This is a genomic window from Komagataeibacter nataicola, assembly GCF_003207795.1.
GTDB classification, from domain to species: domain Bacteria; phylum Pseudomonadota; class Alphaproteobacteria; order Acetobacterales; family Acetobacteraceae; genus Komagataeibacter; species Komagataeibacter nataicola.
The window spans coordinates 1-23,239 of sequence record NZ_NIRT01000022.1; the positions used below are offsets into that span (position 1 = coordinate 1).

At 63.7% G+C, this 23,239-nt stretch carries 23 protein-coding genes, 1 tRNA gene and 1 other RNA gene; 17 read left to right on the forward strand and 8 right to left on the reverse strand.

Annotation, left to right across the window (positions count from 1 at the left end; genetic code table 11):
• Window positions 1-200: 200 nt before the first annotated feature.
• Window positions 201-1,085 carry a LysR family transcriptional regulator gene (locus CDI09_RS11795; RefSeq protein WP_014104779.1) on the forward strand — a complete coding sequence of 295 codons (885 nt, stop codon included), beginning with the start codon at window positions 201-203 and terminating at the stop codon, window positions 1,083-1,085.
• A 239-nt stretch (window positions 1,086-1,324) separates the two neighbouring features.
• Here the strand turns inward: CDI09_RS11795 and ihfB are convergent, their stop codons facing one another.
• The 4 genes from ihfB to CDI09_RS11815 form a co-directional block, all read right to left on the reverse strand.
• Window positions 1,325-1,618: an integration host factor subunit beta gene (gene ihfB / locus CDI09_RS11800; RefSeq protein WP_078524328.1), complete on the reverse strand. Its 294-nt coding sequence runs from the start codon at window positions 1,616-1,618 to the stop codon at window positions 1,325-1,327.
• 27 nt (window positions 1,619-1,645) lie between these two features.
• Window positions 1,646-2,569, reverse strand: coding sequence for a signal peptide peptidase SppA (sppA, locus tag CDI09_RS11805; RefSeq protein ID WP_078527665.1), 924 nt, complete (start codon window positions 2,567-2,569; stop codon window positions 1,646-1,648).
• Between the two features lie 66 nt (window positions 2,570-2,635).
• Window positions 2,636-3,118 carry a MucR family transcriptional regulator gene (locus CDI09_RS11810; RefSeq protein WP_078524329.1) on the reverse strand — a complete coding sequence of 161 codons (483 nt, stop codon included), beginning with the start codon at window positions 3,116-3,118 and terminating at the stop codon, window positions 2,636-2,638.
• A 378-nt stretch (window positions 3,119-3,496) separates the two neighbouring features.
• Entirely contained in the window at window positions 3,497-3,901 is a 405-nt protein-coding gene (locus CDI09_RS11815) for an ArsR/SmtB family transcription factor (RefSeq protein WP_078524330.1), read from the reverse strand.
• A 211-nt stretch (window positions 3,902-4,112) separates the two neighbouring features.
• Between CDI09_RS11815 and CDI09_RS11820 the strand changes: the two genes are divergently transcribed.
• The 4 genes from CDI09_RS11820 to guaD all read left to right on the forward strand — a co-directional run bounded on the left by CDI09_RS11820 (window position 4,113) and on the right by guaD (window position 9,877).
• The gene (locus CDI09_RS11820; RefSeq protein WP_078524331.1) at window positions 4,113-4,901 is read left to right on the forward strand and encodes a sulfite exporter TauE/SafE family protein; all 789 of its coding nucleotides are present in this window, start codon (window positions 4,113-4,115) and stop codon (window positions 4,899-4,901) included.
• 51 nt (window positions 4,902-4,952) lie between these two features.
• Window positions 4,953-6,188, forward strand: a complete 1,236-nt coding sequence (locus CDI09_RS11825) for a UdgX family uracil-DNA binding protein (protein ID WP_078524332.1) — start codon at window positions 4,953-4,955, stop codon at window positions 6,186-6,188.
• A 105-nt stretch (window positions 6,189-6,293) separates the two neighbouring features.
• A complete protein-coding gene (locus tag CDI09_RS11830; protein ID WP_078527667.1) occupies window positions 6,294-8,498 on the forward strand; it encodes an FUSC family protein in 2,205 nt (734 codons plus the stop codon).
• Window positions 8,499-8,533: 35 nt separating this feature from the next.
• Window positions 8,534-9,877 (forward strand): guanine deaminase, encoded by a 1,344-nt coding sequence (gene guaD, locus CDI09_RS11835; protein ID WP_078524333.1) that lies wholly within the window; start codon window positions 8,534-8,536, stop codon window positions 9,875-9,877.
• Window positions 9,878-9,995: 118 nt separating this feature from the next.
• Here guaD and CDI09_RS11840 read toward each other — a convergent pair.
• Window positions 9,996-10,085 (reverse strand) — tRNA-Ser (locus CDI09_RS11840).
• Between the two features lie 244 nt (window positions 10,086-10,329).
• On the opposite strand from CDI09_RS11840, the gene rplU reads away from it, so the two are divergent.
• The 4 genes from rplU (at window position 10,330) to proB (ending at window position 13,318) form a co-directional block, all read left to right on the forward strand.
• Complete coding sequence (gene rplU, locus CDI09_RS11845; protein WP_061275787.1) at window positions 10,330-10,644, forward strand: 50S ribosomal protein L21; 315 nt, start codon at window positions 10,330-10,332, stop codon at window positions 10,642-10,644.
• A gap of 64 nt (window positions 10,645-10,708) precedes the next feature.
• A complete protein-coding gene (gene rpmA, locus CDI09_RS11850) occupies window positions 10,709-10,978 on the forward strand; it encodes a 50S ribosomal protein L27 (RefSeq protein ID WP_061275785.1) in 270 nt (89 codons plus the stop codon).
• 148 nt (window positions 10,979-11,126) lie between these two features.
• Window positions 11,127-12,170, forward strand: coding sequence for a GTPase ObgE (obgE, locus tag CDI09_RS11855; protein ID WP_078524334.1), 1,044 nt, complete (start codon window positions 11,127-11,129; stop codon window positions 12,168-12,170).
• Window positions 12,167-13,318 carry a glutamate 5-kinase gene (proB, locus tag CDI09_RS11860; RefSeq protein WP_078524335.1) on the forward strand — a complete coding sequence of 384 codons (1,152 nt, stop codon included), beginning with the start codon at window positions 12,167-12,169 and terminating at the stop codon, window positions 13,316-13,318. The genes obgE and proB overlap by 4 nt, the downstream gene beginning before the upstream one ends.
• 42 nt (window positions 13,319-13,360) lie before the next feature.
• Here proB and CDI09_RS11865 read toward each other — a convergent pair whose 3' ends face one another.
• Complete coding sequence (locus tag CDI09_RS11865; protein ID WP_078524336.1) at window positions 13,361-14,044, reverse strand: hypothetical protein; 684 nt, start codon at window positions 14,042-14,044, stop codon at window positions 13,361-13,363.
• A gap of 103 nt (window positions 14,045-14,147) precedes the next feature.
• On the reverse strand, window positions 14,148-14,423 hold the full coding sequence (locus CDI09_RS11870; RefSeq protein ID WP_061275776.1) for a DUF2312 domain-containing protein: 276 nt from the start codon (window positions 14,421-14,423) through the stop codon (window positions 14,148-14,150).
• Window positions 14,424-14,679: 256 nt separating this feature from the next.
• Here CDI09_RS11870 and zwf point away from each other — a divergent pair, with 256 nt between their 5' ends.
• The 3 genes from zwf (at window position 14,680) to CDI09_RS18985 (ending at window position 17,026) form a co-directional block, all read left to right on the forward strand.
• Window positions 14,680-16,161, forward strand: a complete 1,482-nt coding sequence (gene zwf, locus CDI09_RS11875; RefSeq protein WP_078524337.1) for a glucose-6-phosphate dehydrogenase — start codon at window positions 14,680-14,682, stop codon at window positions 16,159-16,161.
• Between the two features lie 7 nt (window positions 16,162-16,168).
• Window positions 16,169-16,621 (forward strand): hypothetical protein, encoded by a 453-nt coding sequence (locus CDI09_RS11880; RefSeq protein ID WP_078524338.1) that lies wholly within the window; start codon window positions 16,169-16,171, stop codon window positions 16,619-16,621.
• An 84-nt stretch (window positions 16,622-16,705) separates the two neighbouring features.
• Complete coding sequence (locus CDI09_RS18985) at window positions 16,706-17,026, forward strand: SMI1/KNR4 family protein (protein ID WP_408884497.1); 321 nt, start codon at window positions 16,706-16,708, stop codon at window positions 17,024-17,026.
• Between the two features lie 142 nt (window positions 17,027-17,168).
• Here the strand turns inward: CDI09_RS18985 and CDI09_RS11890 are convergent, their stop codons facing one another.
• Window positions 17,169-18,125: an alpha/beta hydrolase gene (locus CDI09_RS11890; protein ID WP_078524339.1), complete on the reverse strand. Its 957-nt coding sequence runs from the start codon at window positions 18,123-18,125 to the stop codon at window positions 17,169-17,171.
• Window positions 18,126-18,219: 94 nt separating this feature from the next.
• Between CDI09_RS11890 and rnpB the strand changes: the two genes are divergently transcribed.
• From rnpB to CDI09_RS11915, 5 genes are all read left to right on the forward strand, one after another.
• Window positions 18,220-18,633: RNase P RNA component class A (gene rnpB, locus CDI09_RS11895), an RNA gene on the forward strand.
• Between the two features lie 324 nt (window positions 18,634-18,957).
• On the forward strand, window positions 18,958-19,431 hold the full coding sequence (gene mraZ, locus CDI09_RS11900) for a division/cell wall cluster transcriptional repressor MraZ (protein ID WP_078524340.1): 474 nt from the start codon (window positions 18,958-18,960) through the stop codon (window positions 19,429-19,431).
• Window positions 19,428-20,429, forward strand: a complete 1,002-nt coding sequence (gene rsmH, locus CDI09_RS11905; RefSeq protein WP_078524341.1) for a 16S rRNA (cytosine(1402)-N(4))-methyltransferase RsmH — start codon at window positions 19,428-19,430, stop codon at window positions 20,427-20,429. The genes mraZ and rsmH overlap by 4 nt, the downstream gene beginning before the upstream one ends.
• Window positions 20,426-21,196, forward strand: a complete 771-nt coding sequence (ftsL, locus tag CDI09_RS11910) for a cell division protein FtsL (protein WP_078524342.1) — start codon at window positions 20,426-20,428, stop codon at window positions 21,194-21,196. Before rsmH ends, ftsL begins: the two co-directional genes overlap by 4 nt.
• Window positions 21,197-21,234: 38 nt before the next feature.
• Window positions 21,235-23,238, forward strand: coding sequence for a peptidoglycan D,D-transpeptidase FtsI family protein (locus tag CDI09_RS11915; protein WP_078524343.1), 2,004 nt, complete (start codon window positions 21,235-21,237; stop codon window positions 23,236-23,238).
• The last annotated feature ends 1 nt before the right edge of the window (window position 23,239 follow it).

A 23,239-nucleotide genomic window follows, 5' to 3' on the forward strand; every position in this document is an offset into this window, starting at 1 on the left:
CAGTCTGCGTGGCCTTGCAAAAGTCACGACTGAATGGACCCTCGTCGCTCTCGCATACAACTGCAAAAGAATGGCACGGCTTCAGGCAGCATAAGCCGGGTCAGCCTCGGCGTTATCAGCCGCAAAATGCCCAACCCGACAGGCTGCTAGTGTCATAACATTTGGCGCGCCCTTTATAAGATAGAAAGCGGAGTCAACGCGTGGACTGGGATAAACTCCGGATATTTCATGCTGTAGCCGAGGCAGGGTCCTTCACCCATGCCGGCGACGTGCTTAACCTGAGCCAGTCTGCGGTATCGCGGCAGATTTCAGCCCTGGAAGAAGCGCTGCAGGTTCCCCTTTTCCACCGGCATGCCCGGGGGCTGATCCTGACCGAGCAGGGCGAGACGCTGAACCAGACGGTTCGGGAAGTCTTCTCCAAGCTCGCCATGACCCAGTCCCTGCTGACGGAAAGCAAGGAAAAGGCGGCCGGTCGGCTACGGGTCACCACCACAACCGGCTTTGGCACCTGCTGGCTCACGCCACGGCTGCACCGGTTCATGGAAACCAACCCTGATATTTCGATCACCCTGATCCTGGAAGATAACGACCTCGATCTGGGCATGCGCGAAGCCGACGTGGCCGTGCGCATGCACCCGCCCCGCCAGCCGGATCTGATCCAGCGGCATCTTGCTGACTTCCCGCTGCCGATCTATGCCTCGCAGTCGTATCTCAACGATTACGGCACGCCGCGCACGCTGGAAGAACTCAACGCCCACAAGCTGATCCTGTTCGGGGGGTATCACCCGCCCGTGCCGCACATCAACTGGCTGGCCGAGACCGGCGTGCCATCCGATGAGCGCCGCCAGGCCCGCCTTGAGGTCAACAGCCTCGCCGCCATGGCGGGCGCAATCGCGGCTGGCATCGGCATTGGCTCGATTCCGCTTTATGCGGCATCGCAGTACCCCAACCTTGTCAAGATTCTGCCCGAAGTGCCGCTGCCCACGGTAGATGCCTACTTCGTCTACCCCGAGGAACTGCGCACCTCCAAGCGCGTGGCCGTTTTCCGTGACTTCCTGCTCGCGGAAATCAACGCCCGCCACTAAGCGGGCATGATTTCACCCGCGCCGGTTCATTCCGGCCGGGTGGCGCGGACAGGACAGGTGCCGACGCAGGACTGCCCACAGCCCCGCGCGGCGCCAGACAAGGAACGCGCCGGAAGCTTCCGGACCGCTTTTTGCCAAAAGCCTGAAGGAGCATCGCCCTTCAAGAAAGGCGACTCCCGGAAACGTCTCTCTTCCTGTTTCAATATATCGTTAAAAAAACAGAATGCCCGCCGCCTCGTTCAATCGGCGGCAGGGGCCGAATTGACGCGTTCGCGCAGTTCCTTGCCTGCCTTGAAGAAGGGCACCACCTTCTCATCCACCGATACACTCTCCCCCGTGCGGGGATTGCGCCCGGTGCGGGCATCACGCTTCTTGACGGTAAATGCGCCAAAACCACGCAGTTCCACCCGATCGCCATGCATCAGGGCATTGCTGATTTCAGCAAAGATGACCTGAACGATACGTTCCACATCCCGCGGGGGGATATGGGGGCGGGCTGCGGCAAGCTCGGCAATCAATTCCGATCTGGTCATCCTGTTCCCCTCAAATTAAACAAGAAATTATAGTTTCCAGATCGCAACGGCCCCGTCAAGCATACTACTTTCTTTCAACAGCATTTGTGCCCCCGGCACGCCTGACAGCACGCCCGCAATCCAGTGCCGCCAGTTTACCCGGGTCGCCTGCGGCCCAATATCGGTAACCGGCGCATCATCGGGCAAAAGCGTGGTTTTAAGCAACCACTGTCGCGCATCATCAAGCGAGCCGATCTGGTCAACAAGCCCAAGCCCGAGCGCCTGCTGGCCGGTATAGGGGCGGCCATCGGCCAGTTCACGCACGCGCTCGGGCGGCATGTGCCGGTCCTGCGCCACGACGGTAACGAAAAAACCGTAAAGATCGGCAATGACACCCTGCAACATCTCACGCCCCTGTGGCGAGAGCGGCTGCACGGCGGAAGGCTGGCCCTTCATGGGGCCGGATACAAGCTGGTCCACATGCACGCCCACCCGTTCAAGCAGGCCGGAAACATCGGGCGATTCCAGCAGCACGCCAATCGAGCCGGTCAGGGTGGAACGGTTGGCGAAAATTCGGCTGGCCGGTACCGACACCATATACCCTGCCGAAGCCGCAACACTGCCCATGGACACGACAACCGGCTTGCGGCGCGCAAATGCCGCCACGGCATCATGCAGCACTTCACCACCCGTTACCGCGCCGCCAGGGCTGTTGACTTCAAGCACCAGCCCCTTGACCGAGGCATCATCCGCCGCCTTTTTCAGCGCCTCGACATTTTCATGCTCATCACTGCCAATGACCCCCGCAAGCTTGAGGTGCGCAAGATGCGGGGCGTGACCGGCCAGGCCGCCCGAGCGGCCAACGGCGAACAGGCAGGCAAGAACAAAAAAAGCCACGGCACTTCCCCGCCAGAGCAGAAGCTGGCGGCGGCGTGACGTGGCATGCACAGACATATCGGGGCTGGTATCCATGGTCAGGGCAATACCATGGATACCGCTCATACCGAAGACAGGATCAAACGCAAAAGCAGGCCCGCATCACGCCTTGCGTCGGCGGCCCGGACGCCCGCGGGCACCTTCTGCTCCACCGGCGTCAGGTGCTGCCGCAGCGGCGGAGGCTGCGGTGATCTTGCGGCCAAGGCCGATCTCACGCGCGAGGCTCGAACGCCGCTCGGCATAGTTGGGGGCGACCATGGGGTATTCGGCCGGCAGACCCCAGCGCTCACGGTACTGGTCGGGGGTCATGCCATAGGCGCTCTGCAGATGGCGCTTGAGCATCTTGAGTTTCTTGCCGTCTTCAAGGCAGACGATGTAATCGGCGAACACCGAGCGCTTGATGGGCACGGCAGGCTGGAGCTTTTCAGGCTCCTGTGCCGGGCGCCCCACGGTTGACAGTGCAGTGTAAACATTACGGATCAGGTCAGGCAGCACATCCGCGCCGACACTGTTATTGGAAACATGCGCCGACACGATCTGTGCGGTCAGTTCCAGACACGAGAAATCCTGTTCAGTATCAGCCATCGTTTTTGCGCCTCTTTAACTTACAATAAAATTTCGTGATTTATTCACGATCCCTCATTACGTCTACATATACGCACAGACTTTTTAATACAATACTCGGCATTGAACCGACTTCTCTTATTCTGTTTTCCTATACATCTTATATTATATGGAACATCCAGTATTAAATAACGACGCCACTGAAAATCATTTATTTGTATAAAATTGATTCAAAACGCATCAAAAACACTCGACCGCAGGACTTCTGGCCATCATATGGACGTTTTTTGCGAGATGCTTTCATCAGAACGCTTCGGAAAATGCCGCCATTTTGAACAAAGGCGACATTCCGGAAAAACTTTTATTGTTTCTGTCAATAGATTGTTCTGAACCGCGCCATCACGATTCCATATATATACGGGCAAAGCAGGCCGCCGCCTCATCCTTTGCCGGGCTTGGGGCCGCCGCCCCCCGGCGCACCAGGCCTGCGAGGCGCTCCATGTCGAAATCCGGATCGCATACGGCACAGATCAGGCGCACGCGCATCTCCTCCATACTATCCTTAATACTGTAAATGACCTGCCGGGCTTCCTTGCGGGTTATAACAATTTCGGCACGCCGAAGTTCCGCAAGCTGCTGGCTCAGGGTTGGCTGGCCGATACCGGTCTCGCATTCGATCTGGCCCACGCTCTTTTCGCCTTCAAGCAGGCAGGCCAGCACCATGAGCCGCTGGGGCTGGGCCAGAAGCCGCAGGCGCTGCACAAGGCTTTCGGCCACTTCGCGTGTTCTTGGCATTTTGGGCATGGGTATTCCCTCTCAGCTGGCGGTGTTTACGCGTGCTGTACCATATTTACCCCCGCGTGACAGCAAGCTGCCGCCCGGAGGCATATAGTGCTTGATAAAATACATACATAATATACTAAAAAGATAAACCATTTATCAGGCCCCGCGAACCGGACTTACCGCATGCCCCCAGCCGCCCCGCCCCAGCGCCCGATGCCGCCCGGCATGCCCCATGACTGACCTGGCGCAGATCGCCCTCGGGCTGGGCAGCGGCGGTATCATCGGGTTCACGCTCGGGCTTGTGGGCGGGGGCGGCTCCATCCTGGCCGTGCCGCTGCTGCTTTACGTGGTGGGCATGGCCGACCCGCACCGCGCCATCGGCACCAGTGCGGTCGCCGTCACGGTCAATGCCCTGTTCAACCTCGCCAGTCATGCCCGGGCAGGCAACGTGCGGTGGGCCTGCGCGGGCGTGTTCGCTGGCGCAGGCGTGGGCGGCGCGCTGGTCGGGGCGGCGTGCGGCAAGGTCATCAACGGGCAGCACCTGCTGTTCCTGTTCGCGCTGGTCATGCTGGGTGTTGGCGGCCTGATGACGCGTGGCTGCCGCACGGGCGCGCAGCCCCCCGCCCCAGCCGAGCGCACCACCATGACGCCGGTACTGCTTTATGGGGTGGCGACAGGCTTCTGCTCGGGCTTCTTCGGTATTGGCGGCGGCTTCCTGATCGTGCCCGCATTGCTGGCGGCAACGGGCATGCCCATGCTTAATGCCATCGCGACCTCGCTGGTGGCAGTGTGCGCCTTCGGGCTGACCACATCGCTCAGCTATGCTGCGGCCGGAATGGTTGACCTGCCCATGGCGGCCATACTGGTGGCGGGCGGAATGGCCGGCGGCCTGGGCGGCACGCTGGCGGCACGCTCGCTGGGCCGCCAGCCGCAACGCCTGCGGCTGATCTTTGCATGCCTGATCTTTATCGTGGCAGTCTACATGATGTGGCGCAGCGTGCGGGCCATGGGCCTTGTCTGACACCGCGCGGGCGCTACCGCGCCTGCCTGCCACCGCGATGAGACCGCTGCCATGCCCCATGTAACCGTCACCCTCGCCCATGAAGCCGACTTCGCGGGCTGGCGATCCGCCACGCGCAGCCTTGCCGGTCGCCACACCCCGCCTGCCAACATTGCATGGCGGATCGCAACCGATACCGAATCCGCAGCCCTGCCCGCGCCAGACCCGGCAGCCGCGCGCTTTACCGTGCCGCGCGCGGTCATGCAGCTTGCGGCCATCATGGTGCAGTCCGCCCTGCCCGACCGCTTCGCCCTCGCCTATACGCTGGTTTATGACCATGTCATGGGCGCGCCGACCGATCGCCCTGATGAAGATGAGGCAGCCCGCATGGCCGGAGCGAAGGAAGACGTCCTCACCCGGACCCGGCACCTGCGCGATGAAATCCGCCATGCCCTTTCCCGCCATGATGGCACGGCCCCCTATCAGAGCCACGTGGACACCACCAGCCATGTGCCCGAAAGCAATGCGCGCTTTCTGACCCTGCAGCTCTCGTTCGCCCCCTGGCAACTTGACATGCCGGACCGCACCCTGCGCTGGACCGGAAAGGCTATGCTGCACGAAGCCCCCGGCCAGGTGCCACAGCCGCTTGACCCGACCAGCCTGCCGCCACCCGCCCTGCCCATGGTGCCCGACCTTGATATTGCCCGCATCACATCGTTGCGCGCGGTGGCGCTGGCGGCGAAAACATGCCTGATCTGCCCCATGGCCGCGCATGCCACCCAGACCGTGTTTGGCGAAGGCCGGGAAACGGCGCGCATGATGTTCGTGGGTGAACAGCCCGGTGACATTGAAGACCGCGCAGGCCGCCCCTTTGTCGGCCCGGCGGGCCAGTTATTCGACCGCGCCCTGCATGAGGCCGGAATCGAGCGGGATGACACTTACGTGACCAATACGGTCAAGCACTTCAAATTCCGCCGCACCCCCACGCGCCGCATCCATGAAAAGGCAGGCCCGGCGGAAATTGCGGCATGCGCTCCGTGGCTTGCCGCCGAGCGGCGGATCATCCGCCCTGCGGTGGTGGTCATGCTTGGCGTCACGGCGGCCTCGGCGCTGCTGGGGCGCAGCGTGACCATAAGCCGCGAGCGTTCGCGCATCATTACACTGGCGGATGGATCGAACGGACTCGTAACGGTTCACCCGTCTTACCTGCTGCGCCTGCCCGATGAAACCACGCGGACACGCGAATATGACCGCTTTGTCAACGACCTGCGCCTGGCCGCAGGCTGCCTTGACCCCGCCATGACATAATCCGTCACGAGGAAAGCCGATGCCTGATATGCACTCGCAACACCATTACGTTATGCCAAGATGGGTTATGGGTATGGGGCCCCTTGCCGCCGGAAGCCGTATATCGTGCCTGCAGACCTCAATCTTCTGCCTTCTTTTCTGACCCGCCTTTTCAGCGGAAAGCATTTCCCCACCATCCGCGCGCCAGGCTATGCGCGCATGAGCGGCCTGAAATGGCTCTACGCCCCAACGCCTGAAGCCCTGGGCTTTGCCGTGCGCACCACGGTCGCGGCCCTGATGGCGCTGACGATTGCGATGTGGATGGAACTCGACGACCCCCCATGGGCCGCCATGACCGTATGGATCGTAGCCCAGGGCTCACGCGGGGAGAGCCTTTCCAAGGCGCGGTGGCGACTGGTGGGCACCGCCATCGGGGCCATCAGCGCGGTGATCCTGGTCTGTTCGTTTCCGCAGGCGCCATGGCTGTTCTTTCCCGCCATCAGCATGTGGATCGGGCTGTGCTGCATGTGCGCGACCCTGGTGCGCAACTTCCGCTCCTACGCGCTGGTGCTTTCGGGCTATACCTGCGCCATCATCGCCCTGGCCGCGACGCGCGACCCCGACAACATCTTCATGATCACCATGTCGCGCACGTCCTATATCGTGCTGGGCATTACGTGCGAGACGCTGGTGGCGGTGCTGTTTGCGCACAACCTCGCCTCGAGCGCGCGGCGCAACATGCGCCAGAAGATCCAGATGGCGCTGGGCAGTTCAACCGATGCCGTGGCCAACCTGCTCGCGGGCGATGACGCCGCCTTCGTGCGCTCGCGCGCCCTGTTTGGCACCATCCTGAGCATCAATGACCAGATCGAATTCAGCGAAGTCGAGATGGGTCCGCACGGGCATGAGGGCGACCACGCGCGCGCGGCCCTCGCCGCCGTGTCGGTGCTGCTTTCACGCGGTCTGGGCATGATGGCGCGCATCAAGGCGCTGGAAACCACAAACGAGCAGTTTACCGAGACCTCGCTGCTCACCCGCACCTTCCTGCTCGGCGTGCCCGCGCGGCTGGAAAACGATTCCGAAATTCCCCACATCCAGCAGGACCTGCAAGACCTGCGCGGCGTGTGCCGCCAGCGCATCATCGACGCGCTGAGCCACGAAATCAGCATGGAAGCCACCACCGAGACCGCCGAGGTGGACGACCTGCTGAACTGCCGCATCCTGCACAACGCGCTTGATGAACTGCTGGGCGAACTTGAACAGGCCATTGCCGAATTCGATGCCAGCCAGCACGAGATCCGCGGCGATCACTTCCATTTCCGCATCGAGGCGCACCGCGACTTCAAGGAAGCCGCCTATAACGGCATCCGCGCCGCCGTGGCCATTGGCGCATCCGCCCTGATATGGGAGGTCACGGCCTGGGCCAACGGCATCGGCTTCATCACCATGGTCGCGGTGACATGCGGCCTGTTCGCCACGCGTGAGAACCCGGTGGTGGGCACCATGAACTTCCTGCGCGGGGCGTGCTGGGCGGTTCTTGTGTCCGGCTTCCTGGTGATGCTGGTCATGCCGCGACCCGCTGAATTCGAAATGCTGGCGGCAGTCCTGGCCCTGCCCATGATTGCGGGCGGACTTGCCGCGCGCAACCCGGCCACGGCGGGGGCCGCTGCCTCTTACTGCCTGTTCCTGCCCAACCTCGTGGGCCCGGGCAACCAGACGCGCCTGAACGAGATTGCATACTTCAACGCCTCCTTCGCGCTGCTGTGCAGCATCGGCTTTGCGGTGCTGATCTTCCGCGCGGTACTGCCCTTCGATAATGATGAAGAGCGCTGGCGCATGCGCAACCGCACGCTGCATGACCTGCGCCACCTGGCCTCCGCCCAGCCCATGCCACGCACGCAGTCATGGATCGGGCGCAATACCGACCGCTTCTCGCGGCTGATCCGCCATGCAGGCCCCACGCCAACCCCCACCATCGAGGCCTACCTGCAGGGCACGCTCTCGGCCATGACCATCGGGCTGAACATCATCCGCCTGCGCACGGTGCTCGAACGCGGGCAACTGCCACCTGCGGCGGATCGCGCCATCGAACTGTTCCTCAACCGCATGTCGCAGTTCAGCGGGCGCTACGGGCGTTTTGGCCGCACGGCCCGCGTGGCGCGCGGGGCCACGCGCAGCCTGCGCCGGCTTGAAGCGGCGGAAGGCAACATCACGTCGCGCATCGAGATCACCCGCGCCATTGCGTATCTGCTGGTCATTTCCTATGAACTTGGCGCCAACGCCGCCTTCCTCGATGCCTCCCAGCCTTACCGCACCAGCGAGATGTCCTGACACGACATCCGGACCGGCAGGGAGATGGAGCCAACATGACCCCTGCCCCCACGCCTCCGGTCCACTCGGCCCTTCGCGGCCATATCGTAACCTTTCGGGGCAACCCGTTTCTCATGCCGCCTGCCGATGCGCTGGTGGAGGAGCCTGACGGGCTGGTTATCATCACCGACGGGCGCATCACCCATGTCGGCCCCTACAGCGAAACCGTGGCCCACCTGCCGCCCGGCACCGACGTGGCCGATTACCGCGGGTGCCTGATCTCGGCCGGATTCATCGACACGCATGTCCATTACCCGCAGCTGCCCATGATCGCGGCCTATGGCGAGCAGTTGCTGGAATGGCTGGAGCGCTACACCTTCCCCACCGAACGCCGCTTTGCCGATGGGGAATATGCCGCCACCATCGCGCGCACGTTCCTGCACGAACTGCTGCGCTGTGGCACCACCACGGCGGCGGTGTACTGCACCGTGCATCCGCAATCGGTCGATGCGTTCTTTACCGAATCCACCCGCCTCGGCACGCTGATGGTGGCGGGCAAGGTGCTGATGGACCGCAATGCGCCCGACTTCCTGCGCGATACCGCCCAGCGCGGCTATGATGAATCGCGTGCGCTGATCGACCGCTGGCATGGCAAAAACCGCCAGTTCTATGCTGTCACCCCCCGCTTCGCCCCCACCAGCACGCCCGCACAGCTTGAACTGGCCGGCGCGCTGCTGGCGCAGGATGAGACATTGTTCATGCAGACCCATCTGGCCGAGAACCGGGCCGAGGTGGCGTGGGTAGCCGAACTCTTTCCCGACAGCCGCTCCTACCTCGATGTATATGACCGCGCGGGCCTGGTGCGCCCGCGCAGCGTGATGGGGCACGGCATTTATGTGGACGAGCAGGACCTGTGCCGCTGCCATGCAAGCGGCTGCGCGCTGGCGCACTGCCCTACGTCGAACCTGTTTCTGGGCAGCGGGGCCTTCCGGCTGTTTGATGTGATGGATGCCAAACGCCCGGTGCGCACCGGACTGGGCACCGATATTGGCGCGGGCACCAGCCTGTCGCACCTGCAATCCATGAACGAGGCCTATAAAATCGCGCAGATGGGCGGCCACCGCCTGCACCCGGTGCAGGCCTTCTGGCTGGCGACACGCGGCGGCGCCGAGGCATTGCACCTTGAGGGGCGGATTGGCACGGTAGCTGCGGGCATGGATGCCGATCTGTGCATTCTCGACCCGAAGGCCACGCCGCTGCAGGCGCTGCGGACACAGATGTGCGACAGCACGGCCGACCTGCTGTTCACGCTGATGATGCTGGGCGATGACCGCAGCATCCGCGCGACCTACGCGGGCGGCACGAAGGTGTACGACCGGGCGAACGACGCCACAGCCTGAAAGTAAAGGTTTCCCAGAACGGCTTTTTTTGAAAAAAGGCCGTGTTCTTCTGATCGCTTCTGAAAAAAAGCATTACCAGAAACTTTATTTGTATTTTGGGAAAACACACGCGATGCAGTGGCGGAGAGGGTGGGATTCGAACCCACGGTACGCTTGCACGCACAACGGTTTTCGAGACCGCCCCGTTCGACCGCTCCGGCACCTCTCCAACTGCACGCGGTGATGCAGCGGCTTATAGGGTGGCGCGCCGGAGCGCGCAAGGGGTCTTTTTTACCTATTCGGCAGCCCCATAAAAATATTGACCTGCCCGCCCGCAGCCAGTAAAAGCCCGCATTCACCCCGCGCGGACGGGGCGCTGCTGCAATGTGGCCAATATAAAAAAGCGACTGGGCCGTGCCGCCTGCATTCCCGCAATGCCGCGCACGCCAAGAGATCGGAAAGATAGATAGAGAATGTTTGCAGTTATCCGTACCGGCGGTAAGCAGTACCGCGTTGCGAAAGATGCCGTCCTGAAGGTCGAGAAGCTGGAAGCCGAAGCCGGCGCCACCATCACGTTCGACCAGGTTCTCGCCGTTGGTGGCGAAAGCGGCACGACCATTGGCGCGCCCACCGTCAAGGGTGCGACCGTCACGGCAACCGTGATCGCGCAGGACCGCCTGGCCAAGGTCATCATCTTCAAGAAGCGCCGCCGGCAGAACAGCCGCCGCAAGAATGGCCACCGCCAGCCGGTGACCGTGGTGCGCATCTCCGCGATCAACGCCGCCTGATCCCTCTCCGGCCTCCGGGCCGGGCAGGTTTGATCAGAGATTTCAGTTTTAAGGAGTTCAGGCAATGGCACAAAAAAAGGCAGGCGGTTCGTCCCGTAACGGGCGCGATAGCGCCGGGCGTCGTCTTGGCGTCAAGAAGTTTGGTGGCGAAAGCGTCATCGCAGGCAACATCATCGTGCGCCAGCGTGGCACGAAGATGAAGCCCGGTGTGAATGTTGGCGTTGGCCGCGACCACACCCTGTTTTCCCTGGTGGATGGCCATGTGAAGTTCGTGCGCCGCGCTGAAGGCCGCGTGCACGTTTCCGTGGAAGCCCTGCCGCTGGCAGCGGAATAAGGCACACGCCTTATCACTACGGGATTACCCGAATTGAAGGGGGCGGTCATTCTGGCCGCCCCCTTTTTCGTATGACGCCAGCACGCCATTTTCTGGTATCATGCATGCACACGGGGCACGCATTCTCGCCCCAACCGGATCGCAGGCAATGAAGTTTCTTGACCAGGCCAAAATCTATGTAAAATCCGGCGACGGGGGCGACGGTGTCGTGGCCTTCCGCCGTGAGAAGTATATCGAATTTGGCGGTCCGGACGGGGGCAATGGCGGCCGTGGCGGCGATATCATCTTCGAGGCGGTCGATAACCTCAACACCCTGATCGACTTTCGCTACACCCAGCATTTTCGCGCGCGCAAGGGCGGCAATGGCGCAGGCTCCGACCGCACGGGTGCCGCCGCCGCGACGGTGGTGATCAAGGTGCCCATCGGCACCCAGATCTTTGACGAAGACCGCGAGACCATGCTCGGTGACCTTGATGAGGCGGGCAAGAAGCTGCTGTTGTGCCGTGGCGGCGATGGCGGGCGCGGCAATGCCCATTTCAAGACCAGCACCAACCGCGCTCCGCGCCGGGCCGACAAGGGCTGGCCGGGCGAGGAACGCTGGGTGTGGCTGCGGCTGAAGCTGATTGCCGATGTGGGGCTCGTCGGCCTGCCCAATGCGGGCAAGTCCACCTTCCTGTCCACCGTATCGGCGGCAAGGCCCAAGATTGCGGATTATCCCTTCACCACGCTGCACCCGCAGCTTGGCGTGGTGCGCCTGTCGGTAACGGAAGAATTCGTGATTGCCGACATCCCCGGCCTGATTGAGGGCGCGCATGAAGGTAGCGGACTTGGCGACCGGTTTTTAGGCCATGTCGAGCGCTGCGCGGTGCTGCTGCACCTGATCGACGGCACGGCGGAGACGGAGGAGGTGCTGGCCGCATGGCGCACAATCCGCCACGAACTGCGCGAATATGGCGGCGGCCTGGCTGACAAGCCCGAGATCATCGTGCTGAACAAGATCGACGCCCTCCTGCCCGAGGAAATCGAGGAACGGGTCACCGCCCTTGAGCAGGCCTGCGGGCAGAAGATCATGACCATGTCATCGGTCGCGCACATGCATGTCGATACCGTGCTGCGCCGCCTGCAGGATTACGTGACGCGCGACCGCGCCGAGAAGGCCGAACAGCACAAAGCGGAGACCCCCGAGGCATGACCGAGACCGCCCTGCCCCAGCTCAGCCATGCGCGGCGCGTTGTCATAAAAATTGGCAGCGCCCTGATCGTGGACCCGCAGCAGGCGGCGCCCCGCCAGCCCTGGCTGGACAGCGTGGCGCAGGACATCGCGGCCCTGCGCGCGCAGGGCACGGAAGTTGTGGTCGTCTCATCGGGCGCGATTGCCCTGGCCCGCCACCAGCTCGGGCTGACGCGCCCCGTGCTGCGGCTGGAGGAAAAGCAGGCCGCCGCCTCCGTTGGCCAGATCCGCCTGGCGCAGGCCTGGACCGATGCGCTCTCGCGCTTCGACATAACAGCAGCCCAGCTCCTGCTCACCCCCGATGATACCGAGAACCGCAACCGCTACCTCAATGCGCGCGCCTCGCTCAACACACTGCTCAGCCTGGGCTGCGTGCCGATCATCAACGAGAACGACGCCATCGCCACCACCGAGATCCGCTTTGGCGATAACGACCGTCTTGGCGCGCGCGTAGCCGAGATGATAAACGCCGACCAGCTCGTGCTGCTGTCGGATATTGATGGCCTGTACACCGCCGACCCCCGCACCAACCCCGATGCCCGGCACCTGCCCGTAATCGCGGAACTGACCGCCAGCATCGAGGCCATGGGGGGCGCCCCCCCGCCGGGCTATTCATCGGGTGGCATGCGCACCAAGCTCATGGCAGCACGCATCGCCACCCAGGCGGGCTGCGCCATGGCCATTGCAAAAGGCGAGGGCCTGCACCCGATTGCCCACCTGCGTGATGGCGGGCGCTGCACGTGGTTCCTGCCCGCACCCGATGCCCGCTCGGCACGCAAGAACTGGATTGCGGGCAGCCTGACCCCTTCAGGGCAGGCTGTGATTGATGAGGGTGCGGTCCGCGCGCTCGCGGGCGGCTCCTCGCTGCTGCCCGCAGGGGTGATGGACGTGACCGGCGAGTTTGATCGCGGCGACATGATTGCGGTGGTGGACCAGAACGGGCAGAAAATTGCCTGTGGGCTGGCCGCCTATGCGGCAGACGAGGCACGGCGCATCGCGGGCCATCAGTCAGACGAGATCGAGACCCTGCTGGGCTGGCAGGGCGCGGATGAACTGATCCACCGCGATGACCTTGTGCTCCTGGCGAAAATGGAAAGCATGCTGGGCTGACCCTACAAGCAGGGGGCTGATGAAAACACCCCCCCTGCGGACCTATTCCGGGCGTGGCGGCCAGCGCAGGGTTGGCTCGGCGCGCGCACGGCGCTCAGGGGGCCAGACCGAAGCCCGGACCGGGCGCGCAGGTGTTACGCGCGGGGCGGCGGGGCGCACCGGTTCACGGCTCCACTCCGCCAGGCCAGGTTCCGCCTCAACGTCATGGGACGGCCCGGGACGACGGGGCGCATAAGGCTGGGCGGGCGATGGCCCACGCGGTGGCAGCGGGTTCCAGCCATCCTCTTCCCCTGCCCTGCGCGGCGGCGGCATGGGAGCTGGCTCAACAGGGCGGGAAGGTGGCGGCGGTGCCGACTGCACACGCGGGGCGCGCCGTTCATAGGCGGGCGTGTCATGCGCATCCGCTTGCGCGCCCATATCCGCGGGCGGAGCAGGCGGGGCAGGCTCCCACACGGGCGCTTCAGCTTGCGTGGGCGCGGGCACCCGGTCGGCCAGCGCATCCGCCACGCTCGGGGGTTGCGCCGCCTGTCCGTTCAGCCCAAGCGCCAGCACACGCAGCTCGGCCTGCAGGTCATCAAGCTGGATGGCCAGGTTATCGAGCCGCCCCTTTACGCCAAACACGGCAAACGGCACCAGCATCCACAACAGGGTGAACAGCATGCCGCCCACCAGCAGCACGGCCTGCGCCCAGGCGGGCATCCATTGCGGAAAAAGCGATGACATCATGCAACGTGCAACCTGAACGGACATTGCCCCGGCGCGGCCATGGCCTGCCGCCATGCACCGGCCAGCGGGGGCGTTGGAGGGACGATCCTACAACCTGCGCCCGTTACATGCCAAGCGCGCGGCGGTAGATATCAAGCAGGGTTTCCTGCTCCTCCACTTCCGCCGGTTCCTGCTTGCGCAGGCGGATGATCTGGCGGATCACCTTGACATCAAAGCCTGCCGATTTCGCCTCGGTAAAAATATCCTTGATGTCGCCTGCAAGCGCCTTGCGCTCTTCTTCCAGCCGCTCAACACGCTCGATGATGCTGCGCAGGCGATCGGCTGCGATACCACCAACAGCGGCGGGGTTGTCGTCCGCCTCGAAATTGTCAGCATTCATGGCAGGTTTCTCCAGATATCGTGATTGCGCCGTTCCCGCCCGCGCGCGCACATGAAGGGAATGTCACTAGGCGACGGGATGGAACGGCGGGATTATCGTGCCGCCGCCCGCTGGTCAATGCCAACTTGACAGGGCAGAGAGCCGGGCCGTAATCGAAGCTGCACCCCATATGCCGCTTTCGCGTCATGTCCGCATACGTCAAGCATGCCCGCCCGACCATGCGGGGCACCAGATACAGGCAGGAGGCCCACGTTCGATGGCACATCTTCCCCCCGTTGACACCTTTGACTACATCGTTTTCGGCGGAACGGGCGACCTGACCATGCGCAAGCTGCTGCCTGCGCTGTATCATCGCTACCGTGACGGGCAGATTCCCGATGCATCGCGCATCATCGGCACTGCGCGCTCCGCCCTTTCCCGCGCGGACTACCAGCAGCGCGCGACAGCCGCCCTGCACGAGCACGTAAAACCCGAAGCCCTTGATGAAGCCACGGTACAGCGCTTCGTGAACATGGTTTATTACGTGAGCCTGAACGGCGCGGAAGCCGATAGCGACTGGCCCACCCTAAAGACCCTGCTCGACGCGGTGCCCGCAACGCGCATCCGGGTGTACTACCTCGCCACCTCGCCCTCGCTGTATGGCCAGATCTGCGAGAACCTGAGCCGCGAGGGGCTGGTGACCGGGCAGTCGCGCGTGGTGCTGGAAAAACCCATCGGCACCGACCTTGCCAGCGCCGAGGCCATCAATGACAGCGTGGGCCGCCACTTCCCCGAGAACCATATCTTCCGCATCGACCATTATCTGGGCAAGGAGACGGTGCAGAACCTGATCGCGCTCCGCTTCGCCAACCCGGTGTTCGAGCGGCGCTGGACGTGCGATGCCATCGAATACGTGCAGATCACGGCCGCCGAGACCGTGGGCGTGGAAGGACGCGGCGCGTATTACGACCGCTCGGGCGCGCTGCGCGACATGATCCAGAACCACCTGCTGCAGGTGCTGTGCCTCGTGGCCATGGACCCGCCGGTCTCGCTCGAGGCCGACAGCGTGCGCAACGAGAAGCTCAAGGTGCTGCACGCCCTCAAGCCCATCTCGGCCGATGACGTGGCCATCTATACCTCACGCGGGCAGTACATGCGCGGCACCACGGGCGACAGGACGGTGAGCAGCTACCTTGAAGACCTTGGCGAAGGCGTGACCAGCGAGACGGAAACCTTCGTGGCGCTGAAGGCAGAGATCCTGACCTGGCGGTGGGGCAACGTGCCGTTCTATCTGCGCTCGGGCAAGCGCATGGCGGAAAAGTCGAGCGAGATCGTGATCCAGTTCAAATCGGCTCCGTGCTCGATCTTTACCAACAAGCCCGAGCCCAACCGCCTGATCATCCGTATCCAGCCCGATGAAGGGGTGATGCTGTCCGTCTCGACCAAGGACCCCACGCCCACCGACAGCCTTGCCCTGCGCCAGGCTGACATCAACATCGAGTTCGAGAAAGCCTTCAACATCCGCTACCCCGATGCCTATGAGCGCCTTTTGCTCGATGTGGTGCGTGGTGACCCGATCCTGTTCATCCGCCGCGACGAGGTGGCCGCCGCATGGCGCTGGATCGATCCCATCGAGCAGGGCTGGCGCGAGAACAAGGCCCCGCTCGAACCCTATGCCGCTGGCACATGGGGGCCGGAAGGCGCGCGCAACCTGCTCTCGCAGTCGGGCCATCTGTGGCACGAGGACATGAAGAAATAACCGCCGCATGAGCAAGGACACACCGCCCTCCCCCCCGCGCCTGAGCCGCAGGCGCGCGCCGGTCACGCTGAAGCAGCGCATCGTCCGCCGCGTGCTCATGCTCATCCCCATGGCGGCCCTCGTCATCCTCGTGGGCCGGATGGGGTGGCTGGACCAGGCAGCCGACAAGCTGACCTTCTCGCGCACGAGCTGGTTCGACAACACGGCCCTTGTCGAGCACTTCCGCACCATCGTCACCCATAACGGCATGACGGCGGATGCGAAGGACTGCCTGCTCTTTGTGGTCAACGGCAACGACCCGGCCGATGCAACCCGCATTCAGGTCATGGAAAAACATTCCGGCAAATGCCCCGGTGACCGTAACACCCTGCCGCTGCTGTTCACGCTGCGCATCGACCGGCTGGACCAGAAGGCCCTGACTGACTGGCAGTCGCCCGGCATGTTCCACCCGCTGCCCTGAAAGGGCAATATTGATAAAAATGATAAAGCTCAGCCATGCAAAATCCATGCCGTCTCAAAAGGAAACGCGGCAGGTGAGGCGGATATCGATGCCATTTTCAATAATGAATATTTACAGTTCATCCGTCAGCATAACGGCGCTGAAATCAGGAATGGATATTATGACATTTCCGAACAGAAAAGTTCTTATGTTCGATATTTTATAGAAATAGAAGACATAGCCAATCATATCTCCCTCATGGCAGACAACGAGACGTCAAAATATTTCTTCCCATTTGCGCTTGGCAGCGGCGGCACTTACTTCCTGATGAAAAAGAAAGGCGACGCTTGTATATATTATTATGATAGCGACTACATGGGCCAGATGCGATATCGAAGGTTGCCCAAAGTTTCAATGCTTTCATGAATAATATCAAAAGCGATACTGAAATCAAAATAGAAGGCACCTATAAGGTCGTGCGGGTTACCACAAGAAAGCCCTGACACCGCGCCTGCTTCAGCCCGGATGTTCTGATCGAAGCTGCCTCCCCGGAAACTTCTCCTGTTTGTCAGCTCTGCCCCCGCAGCACGCGCCGCAGGGCATGGGCGCCATATTTTATGGCCGCGCGGCCGGCGGGCAGGAACGCATAGAAATTCAGAAACCCGTGCACCGTGCCGCGCCATGTGCGGGTCTCGGCCTGGCCGCCTGCCTGCTGCAGGGCGTGGGCGTAGCCGGTGCCTTCATCATGCAGCGGGTCGCATTGCGCCAGCCCGATCACGGCAGGCGGCAGACCAGCCAGTGAGGATGCGAAAATGGGCGCAAGCCGCGGATCATGCAGGTCGGCTGGCGTACGGATATACTGCTCGGCATACCATTCCATCAGCTTGGTAGAGAGCATGTAACCCGTGGCGTAGGTCTCGCGGGAGGGCACGTCACGATCCCCATACAGCGAGGGGTAATAGAGCAGTTGCATGGCCAGGTCCGGCCCACCCCGGTCACGCGCCATCTGGGCCAGCACGGCAGCCAGCGTGCCACCCGCGCTATCGCCCGCAACCGCAATCGGGCCACCCCAGCGATGCGCCTCGCCCGCCAGCCACTGCAAGGCCGCCCAGCAGTCCTCTACCGCATGGGGAAAGCGGTTCTCGGGGGCAAGACTGTAATCGATGGACAGCACCGCAGCCCCTGACTGCCGCGCCAGCCTGCAGCATATGCCGTGATGCGAGTTCAGCCCGCAATGCACGTAACCGCCCCCATGCATGAACAGCACCACCCCGTGTACCCGCCCATAAGGCACGTACAGCCGGGCAGCCAGCAGGCCGTCACGCCCCGGCACGCGGCAGCTGACCACGCGCCGCACCTGTAGCGAGGACAGCGCCATGGGAAAACATGGGCGGTCGAGCTTGCGGCGCATGTCCTCCAGCGTGTGGGGCTCGACGTTGCGCCGCCGCGCGTGCCACCAGTGCATGCCGCCCAGCAGTGCGCGGGTGAGCAGGCCAGGGCGGGAGGCGGCGGTTGAATCGGGCATGGAACGCCTTTCCGGCAGCAAAACGGATTGAAAGAATACAGCCCCCCTCATTTATCGCTTGACGCTGCGCGCATGCACCGCCAGTTTCCGCATGCCAGACGGTCGGACGGTCGCTGCCACGTGGTCATACACGTGATGGAGGAAAGTCCGGGCTCCACGGAAGAACGGTGCCGGCTAACGGCCGGCGGGGGCAACCCCAGGGACAGTGCCACAGAAAACAGACCGCCCTCACGGCGGCGCACGCAGCAATGCGGGCGACGTTGGGGGCAAGGGTGAAACGGTGCGGTAAGAGCGCACCGCATGCATGGTAACATGGATGGCAGGGCAAACCCCACCGGGAGCAAGACCGAATAGGAACGGCGGATGGGCCGCAAGGCGCCATCAGGGGTTTTTCCGCCCTGTCGTTCGGGTTGGTCGCGTCAGGTGCGTAGCAATGCGCATCGCAGAGGAATGATCGTCCCGCCCCGCAGGGGGCGGACAGAACCCGGCTTACAGACCGTCTGGCATTTTCCCTATTTTTCATGATTCAACCGCCCTGTGCGGGGCGTTCTACCCAGAGCCGTTTACAAGTATTAACGCCATGGAACAAAACATAAACAACGCACATTCCTGCCATATTGCGGGCGACTGAAGTGGTTTTACATGCCGCATCACTCACCTGTGCTGGAATAACAGTATTTTTTGGCCATCTTTCCTGCATCTTTAATTGACCCCCCATAAAATCCCATGTTATCCCATGCTCACACCAGATTCAGAAAGGGGCGCGGTAACAGGCGCCACGGGGGCTGAGCACTGGGTTTTCGAAATTTGCCGAGGGAGGGCATCGCGCAGCGTGAGTGTATTCCTGGGCACACACCAGAACCGGCTGGATGCGAAGGGGCGCGTTTCCATTCCCTCCGCATTCCGCGCCGCGCTGCGTGCCCGGGCCAAATCGGGCGAGCCGCTGGCCATCCTGCGTCCGTCCCATCTGCATCCCTGCCTCGAGGCATGGCCCGCTGATGCTTTTGCCGCACTGACCCGCCCGCTGGATGAAATGGACATTTTTTCCGAAGACCACGACGACCTCGCCACCGCCCTCTATGCCGATGCCTATCCGTTCGAGGCTGACCGCGAAGGCCGCATCCTGCTGCCCGAATCCCTGCGCGCCCATGCCGGCCTGACCGACCAGGCCACCTTCATGGGGCTGGGCCGCACCTTCCAGATCTGGGAGCCGCAGGCAGCGAGCGCCCGCCGGGCCGATGCCCGCCTGCGCGCCCGCGGCCTCACCACGGGCCGGGGCACGCTGCCCACGGGCACGCCGTCATGAACGGCCCTTTCCCCCCGCACGACCCCGGCCATGTGCCCGTGATGCTGGCCGAGGTGATGGACTACCTCGCCCCGCACGAGAACGCCCGTTACGTGGACGGCACGTTTGGCGGTGGTGGCTACGCGCGCGCCATCCTGGCGAGTTGCAACTGCCAGCTATGGGGCATCGACCGCGATCCCACCGCCATCGCGCGCGGCGAGGCCCTTGCCCCCGCCTTCCCTGCCGGGCAGGGCGGCACGCGGCTGCACCTGCTTCATGGCGGCTTTGCCGACATGGCGGCCCTGCTGGCCGAAGATGGTGTGACGAAGGTGGATGGCATCGTGCTCGACCTTGGCGTGTCGTCCTACCAGATCGATGAAGCCGAGCGTGGCTTCTCCTTCCGCATGGATGGCCCGCTCGACATGCGCATGAATGATACGGGGCCAACCGCGGCCGACGTGGTCAATACCCTGCCCGAGGAAGAACTGGCCGACATCATCTACCATTATGGCGAAGAACGCATGTCACGCCGCGTGGCGCGCGCCATCGTGACGGCCCGCGCCGAGGCCCCGCTGCTGCGCACCACCGAGCTTGCCGACGTGGTGCGCTCGGTCGTGCGCCCCGACCGTTCGGGCATCGACCCCGCCACGCGCACGTTTCAGGGGCTGCGCATTCATGTCAATGACGAGCTTGGCCAGATCCGCGCCGTGCTGGAACAGGCCCCCGGCCTGCTGGCGCCCGGCGGGCGGCTGGTTGTCGTCTCGTTCCATTCGCTGGAGGACAGGCTGGTCAAGCAGGCCATGCTGCATGCGGCAGGCCGCGTGCCCGCCCCCTCCCGCCATGACCCCCGCGCCATGACCGAGCGCACGGGCCCCACCAACTTCAGGCTCCTGACCGGACGCCCCATCCGGCCGGGAGAGGAAGAAACCCGTCGTAATCCACGTGCACGCAGCGCAAGACTGCGCGCGATGGAATGCATTGCTCCCCCATCCATCGCAGCATCGGAACCTGCCGCATGAGTCGGTTTGTAACGTTTTTCTTTGCCGTGGTGGCGGCCGTGTCCGGCCTGTTCCTTTATAACAAGAAACAGCAGACCACGGCTCTCGACCACCAGATTGCCCAGATCGTAGAGCAGACGGAGCGCACCCGCGCCCAGACCGCCATGCTGCGCGCCGAATGGGCCATGCTAAACCAGCCCGACCGGCTGGGCACGCTGGCCAGCCGTTACGACAAGGCGCTCCAGCCTGTCTCGCCCACGCAGTTCGTTCAGATGTCGGCGCTCAGCGCCCACCTGCCGCCTGTTGGCGTGCCGTCGCACCACCCCGTGCCCGCCCCCCGCGCCACGATGGTGGCCACCCTTGCGGCCGATCATGCGGCCCCTTCGCCCGTGCATGAGGCCGTGGCGGCCCTGCCCGCAGTTGCCACGCCTGCAACGCCCGCCCATGTCGAGCGCGCCATGGCGGCCCTCCCCCGCCATGCCGACCCTGCCCCCCCGCATGACGGACTGGCCCACGCCATGGCCCAGATCGAGCCGCGCGCGCCCATGCACGCCACCGAGCACGCCCGCCTGCCCGAACGCATGGCAACCGCCGAGCCGGTGCATCTGCCGCCCAGCCCGCATGAGAGCATGATTACCCCCGCTCACATGGCCACAGGCTACCACCCTCATAGCCAGAACATAGCCGAGGCGGCATGGCACCCCACCGCGGCGCCCCGCATGGGAGGGAGTTCACTGGGCACGCCGCATGTGACAAGCCTGCCGCCGCCGGTGCCCGTCAGCAACTGATCGTCCTTTTTCTACCGGCCCTGTAGCCCGGAACCCGTATGCAAAACCCTTTGAGCAACCAGCCAGACAGAGGTGGACAGGCTTCCCCCGGGGGGAGCCTGCGCACGCTTATGGCGCAGGACCGCATGCATGCGCGGCTGGTGGTTGTGGCCGGGGGGTTCTGCCTGCTGTTTTCAGCCATTGCGCTCAAGCTGACACTGGCCACGATCATCAACCCCCTGCCGCCGCAGCAGCAGCAGATCGCGCCGCAGGTGCCCCCCATTCCCAAAAGCGACCCCAAGGGAATGATCGCAGGCGACGTGGTGCTGCCTCAGGTGCACCGGGCCTCGATCACCGACCGCAACGGTCAGGTGCTGGCCATGTCGCTGCCGGTCGCGCAGGTCTATGCCAACCCGCAGGAAATGATCGACGCGGCCGATGCCGCCCACCGGCTCAAGCACGCCCTGCCCAGCCTGGACGAAGCCGAGACGAAGCGCCGCCTGTCGTTGAACAAGCAGTTCGTCTATCTGGCGCGTGACATCTCGCCCGCGCAGGAACTTGCCATCAACAACCTTGGCATTCCCGGCATCTATTTCGAACCCGGCGAGCGCCGCCGCTACCCCATGGGCCGCGTGGGCGCGCACATTCTGGGTGGGGTGGATATCGATGACCACGGCGTTGCGGGCATCGAACGGTATTTTGACAAGCGCCTCGACAGCGACAGCCAGCCCCTGCGCCTGTCGCTCGACGTGCGCGTGCAGAACGTGGTGCATGATGAACTGCAGTCCGCGATGGACATGTTCCAGGCCATCGGCGCGTGCGCCATCGTGATGGACGTGCATACCGGCGAGATCATCACCATGGTCAGCCTGCCCGATTATGACGCCAATGACTTTGGCCGCGCTGCCGCCGATGCACGCTTCAACCGCGCCGTGACGGGCATGTACGAACCCGGCTCGACCTTCAAGCTCCAGACCGTGGCCATGGCGTTGCAGGAAGGCGTCGCCCATATATGGGACAGCTTCTCGAGCACGCCCATCAAGATCGGCCGCTTTACCATATCGGACATGAAGAACGACCATTTCGCCCCGTGGCTGTCCCTGCCCGAGGTCATGGCCTATTCCTCCAACCCCGCCGCCGCCCATATTGCGCTCGATGCAGGTGCGCCCCGCCAGCAGGACTGGCTGCGCCGGATGGGCTTTTTCTCGCGCGTGCCGATCGAGCTGCCCGAGGCCGGACGGCCCATCATCCCGTCGGTGCATAACTGGGGGGTTTCGACCACCATGACGGTGGCGTTCGGCCACGGCGTGGCGGAGCCGCCGCTTTCCATCGTGCGTGGCACGGCGGCCACGGCCAATGGCGGCTTTCTGCTCCGGCCCACCCTTGTCGCAGCACAAAGCCCTGCCACGACGGATGCGCCCGCCGATGCCGATTCCGCCATGCCCGCTGATGCGGAGCGCCTGATCTCGGCCGCCAATTCCGATATCCTGCGCAAGATCCTGCGCCTCGACGTGGCCAAGGGCACGGGGCAGAAGGCGGAATCACCGGGCTATTACGTGGGCGGCAAGACCGGCACGGCGGAAAAGATCGGCGCGCATGGCGGCTACCTCAAGCATGTCAACGTCTCGGCCTTTACCGGCATCTTCCCCATGAACGCGCCGCGCTATGCCATTTACGTCATGCTCGACAGCCCCAAGCCCACTGCCCAGACCCATGGCTGGACCACGGCAGGGTGGAACGCGGCCCCCACCGCCGCGCAGATGATCACGCGCATCGCCCCCATGCTCGGCCTGTTCCCCGATACGCAGCATGAAGCCGCGATCGAAGCCTCGCTGGCCATTCCCATGCGGCCCGCCGTGCCGCGTGGCTACCGCGCGCTCGGGCCGGGCTACGACCCCGGCACGGCCAGGCTGCACGAGCACGAGCATGAAACCGCCCCCCGTGCCGCAGCCCGCCCCCATGCCGCGCGCGACGTGACCGAGGCCACGGCCACCAGCCATGCGCAGCATGCCCGCAATGAAGCCGGGCACGCGCCCGGCCACCATCAGCGCGAACGGGGATGAT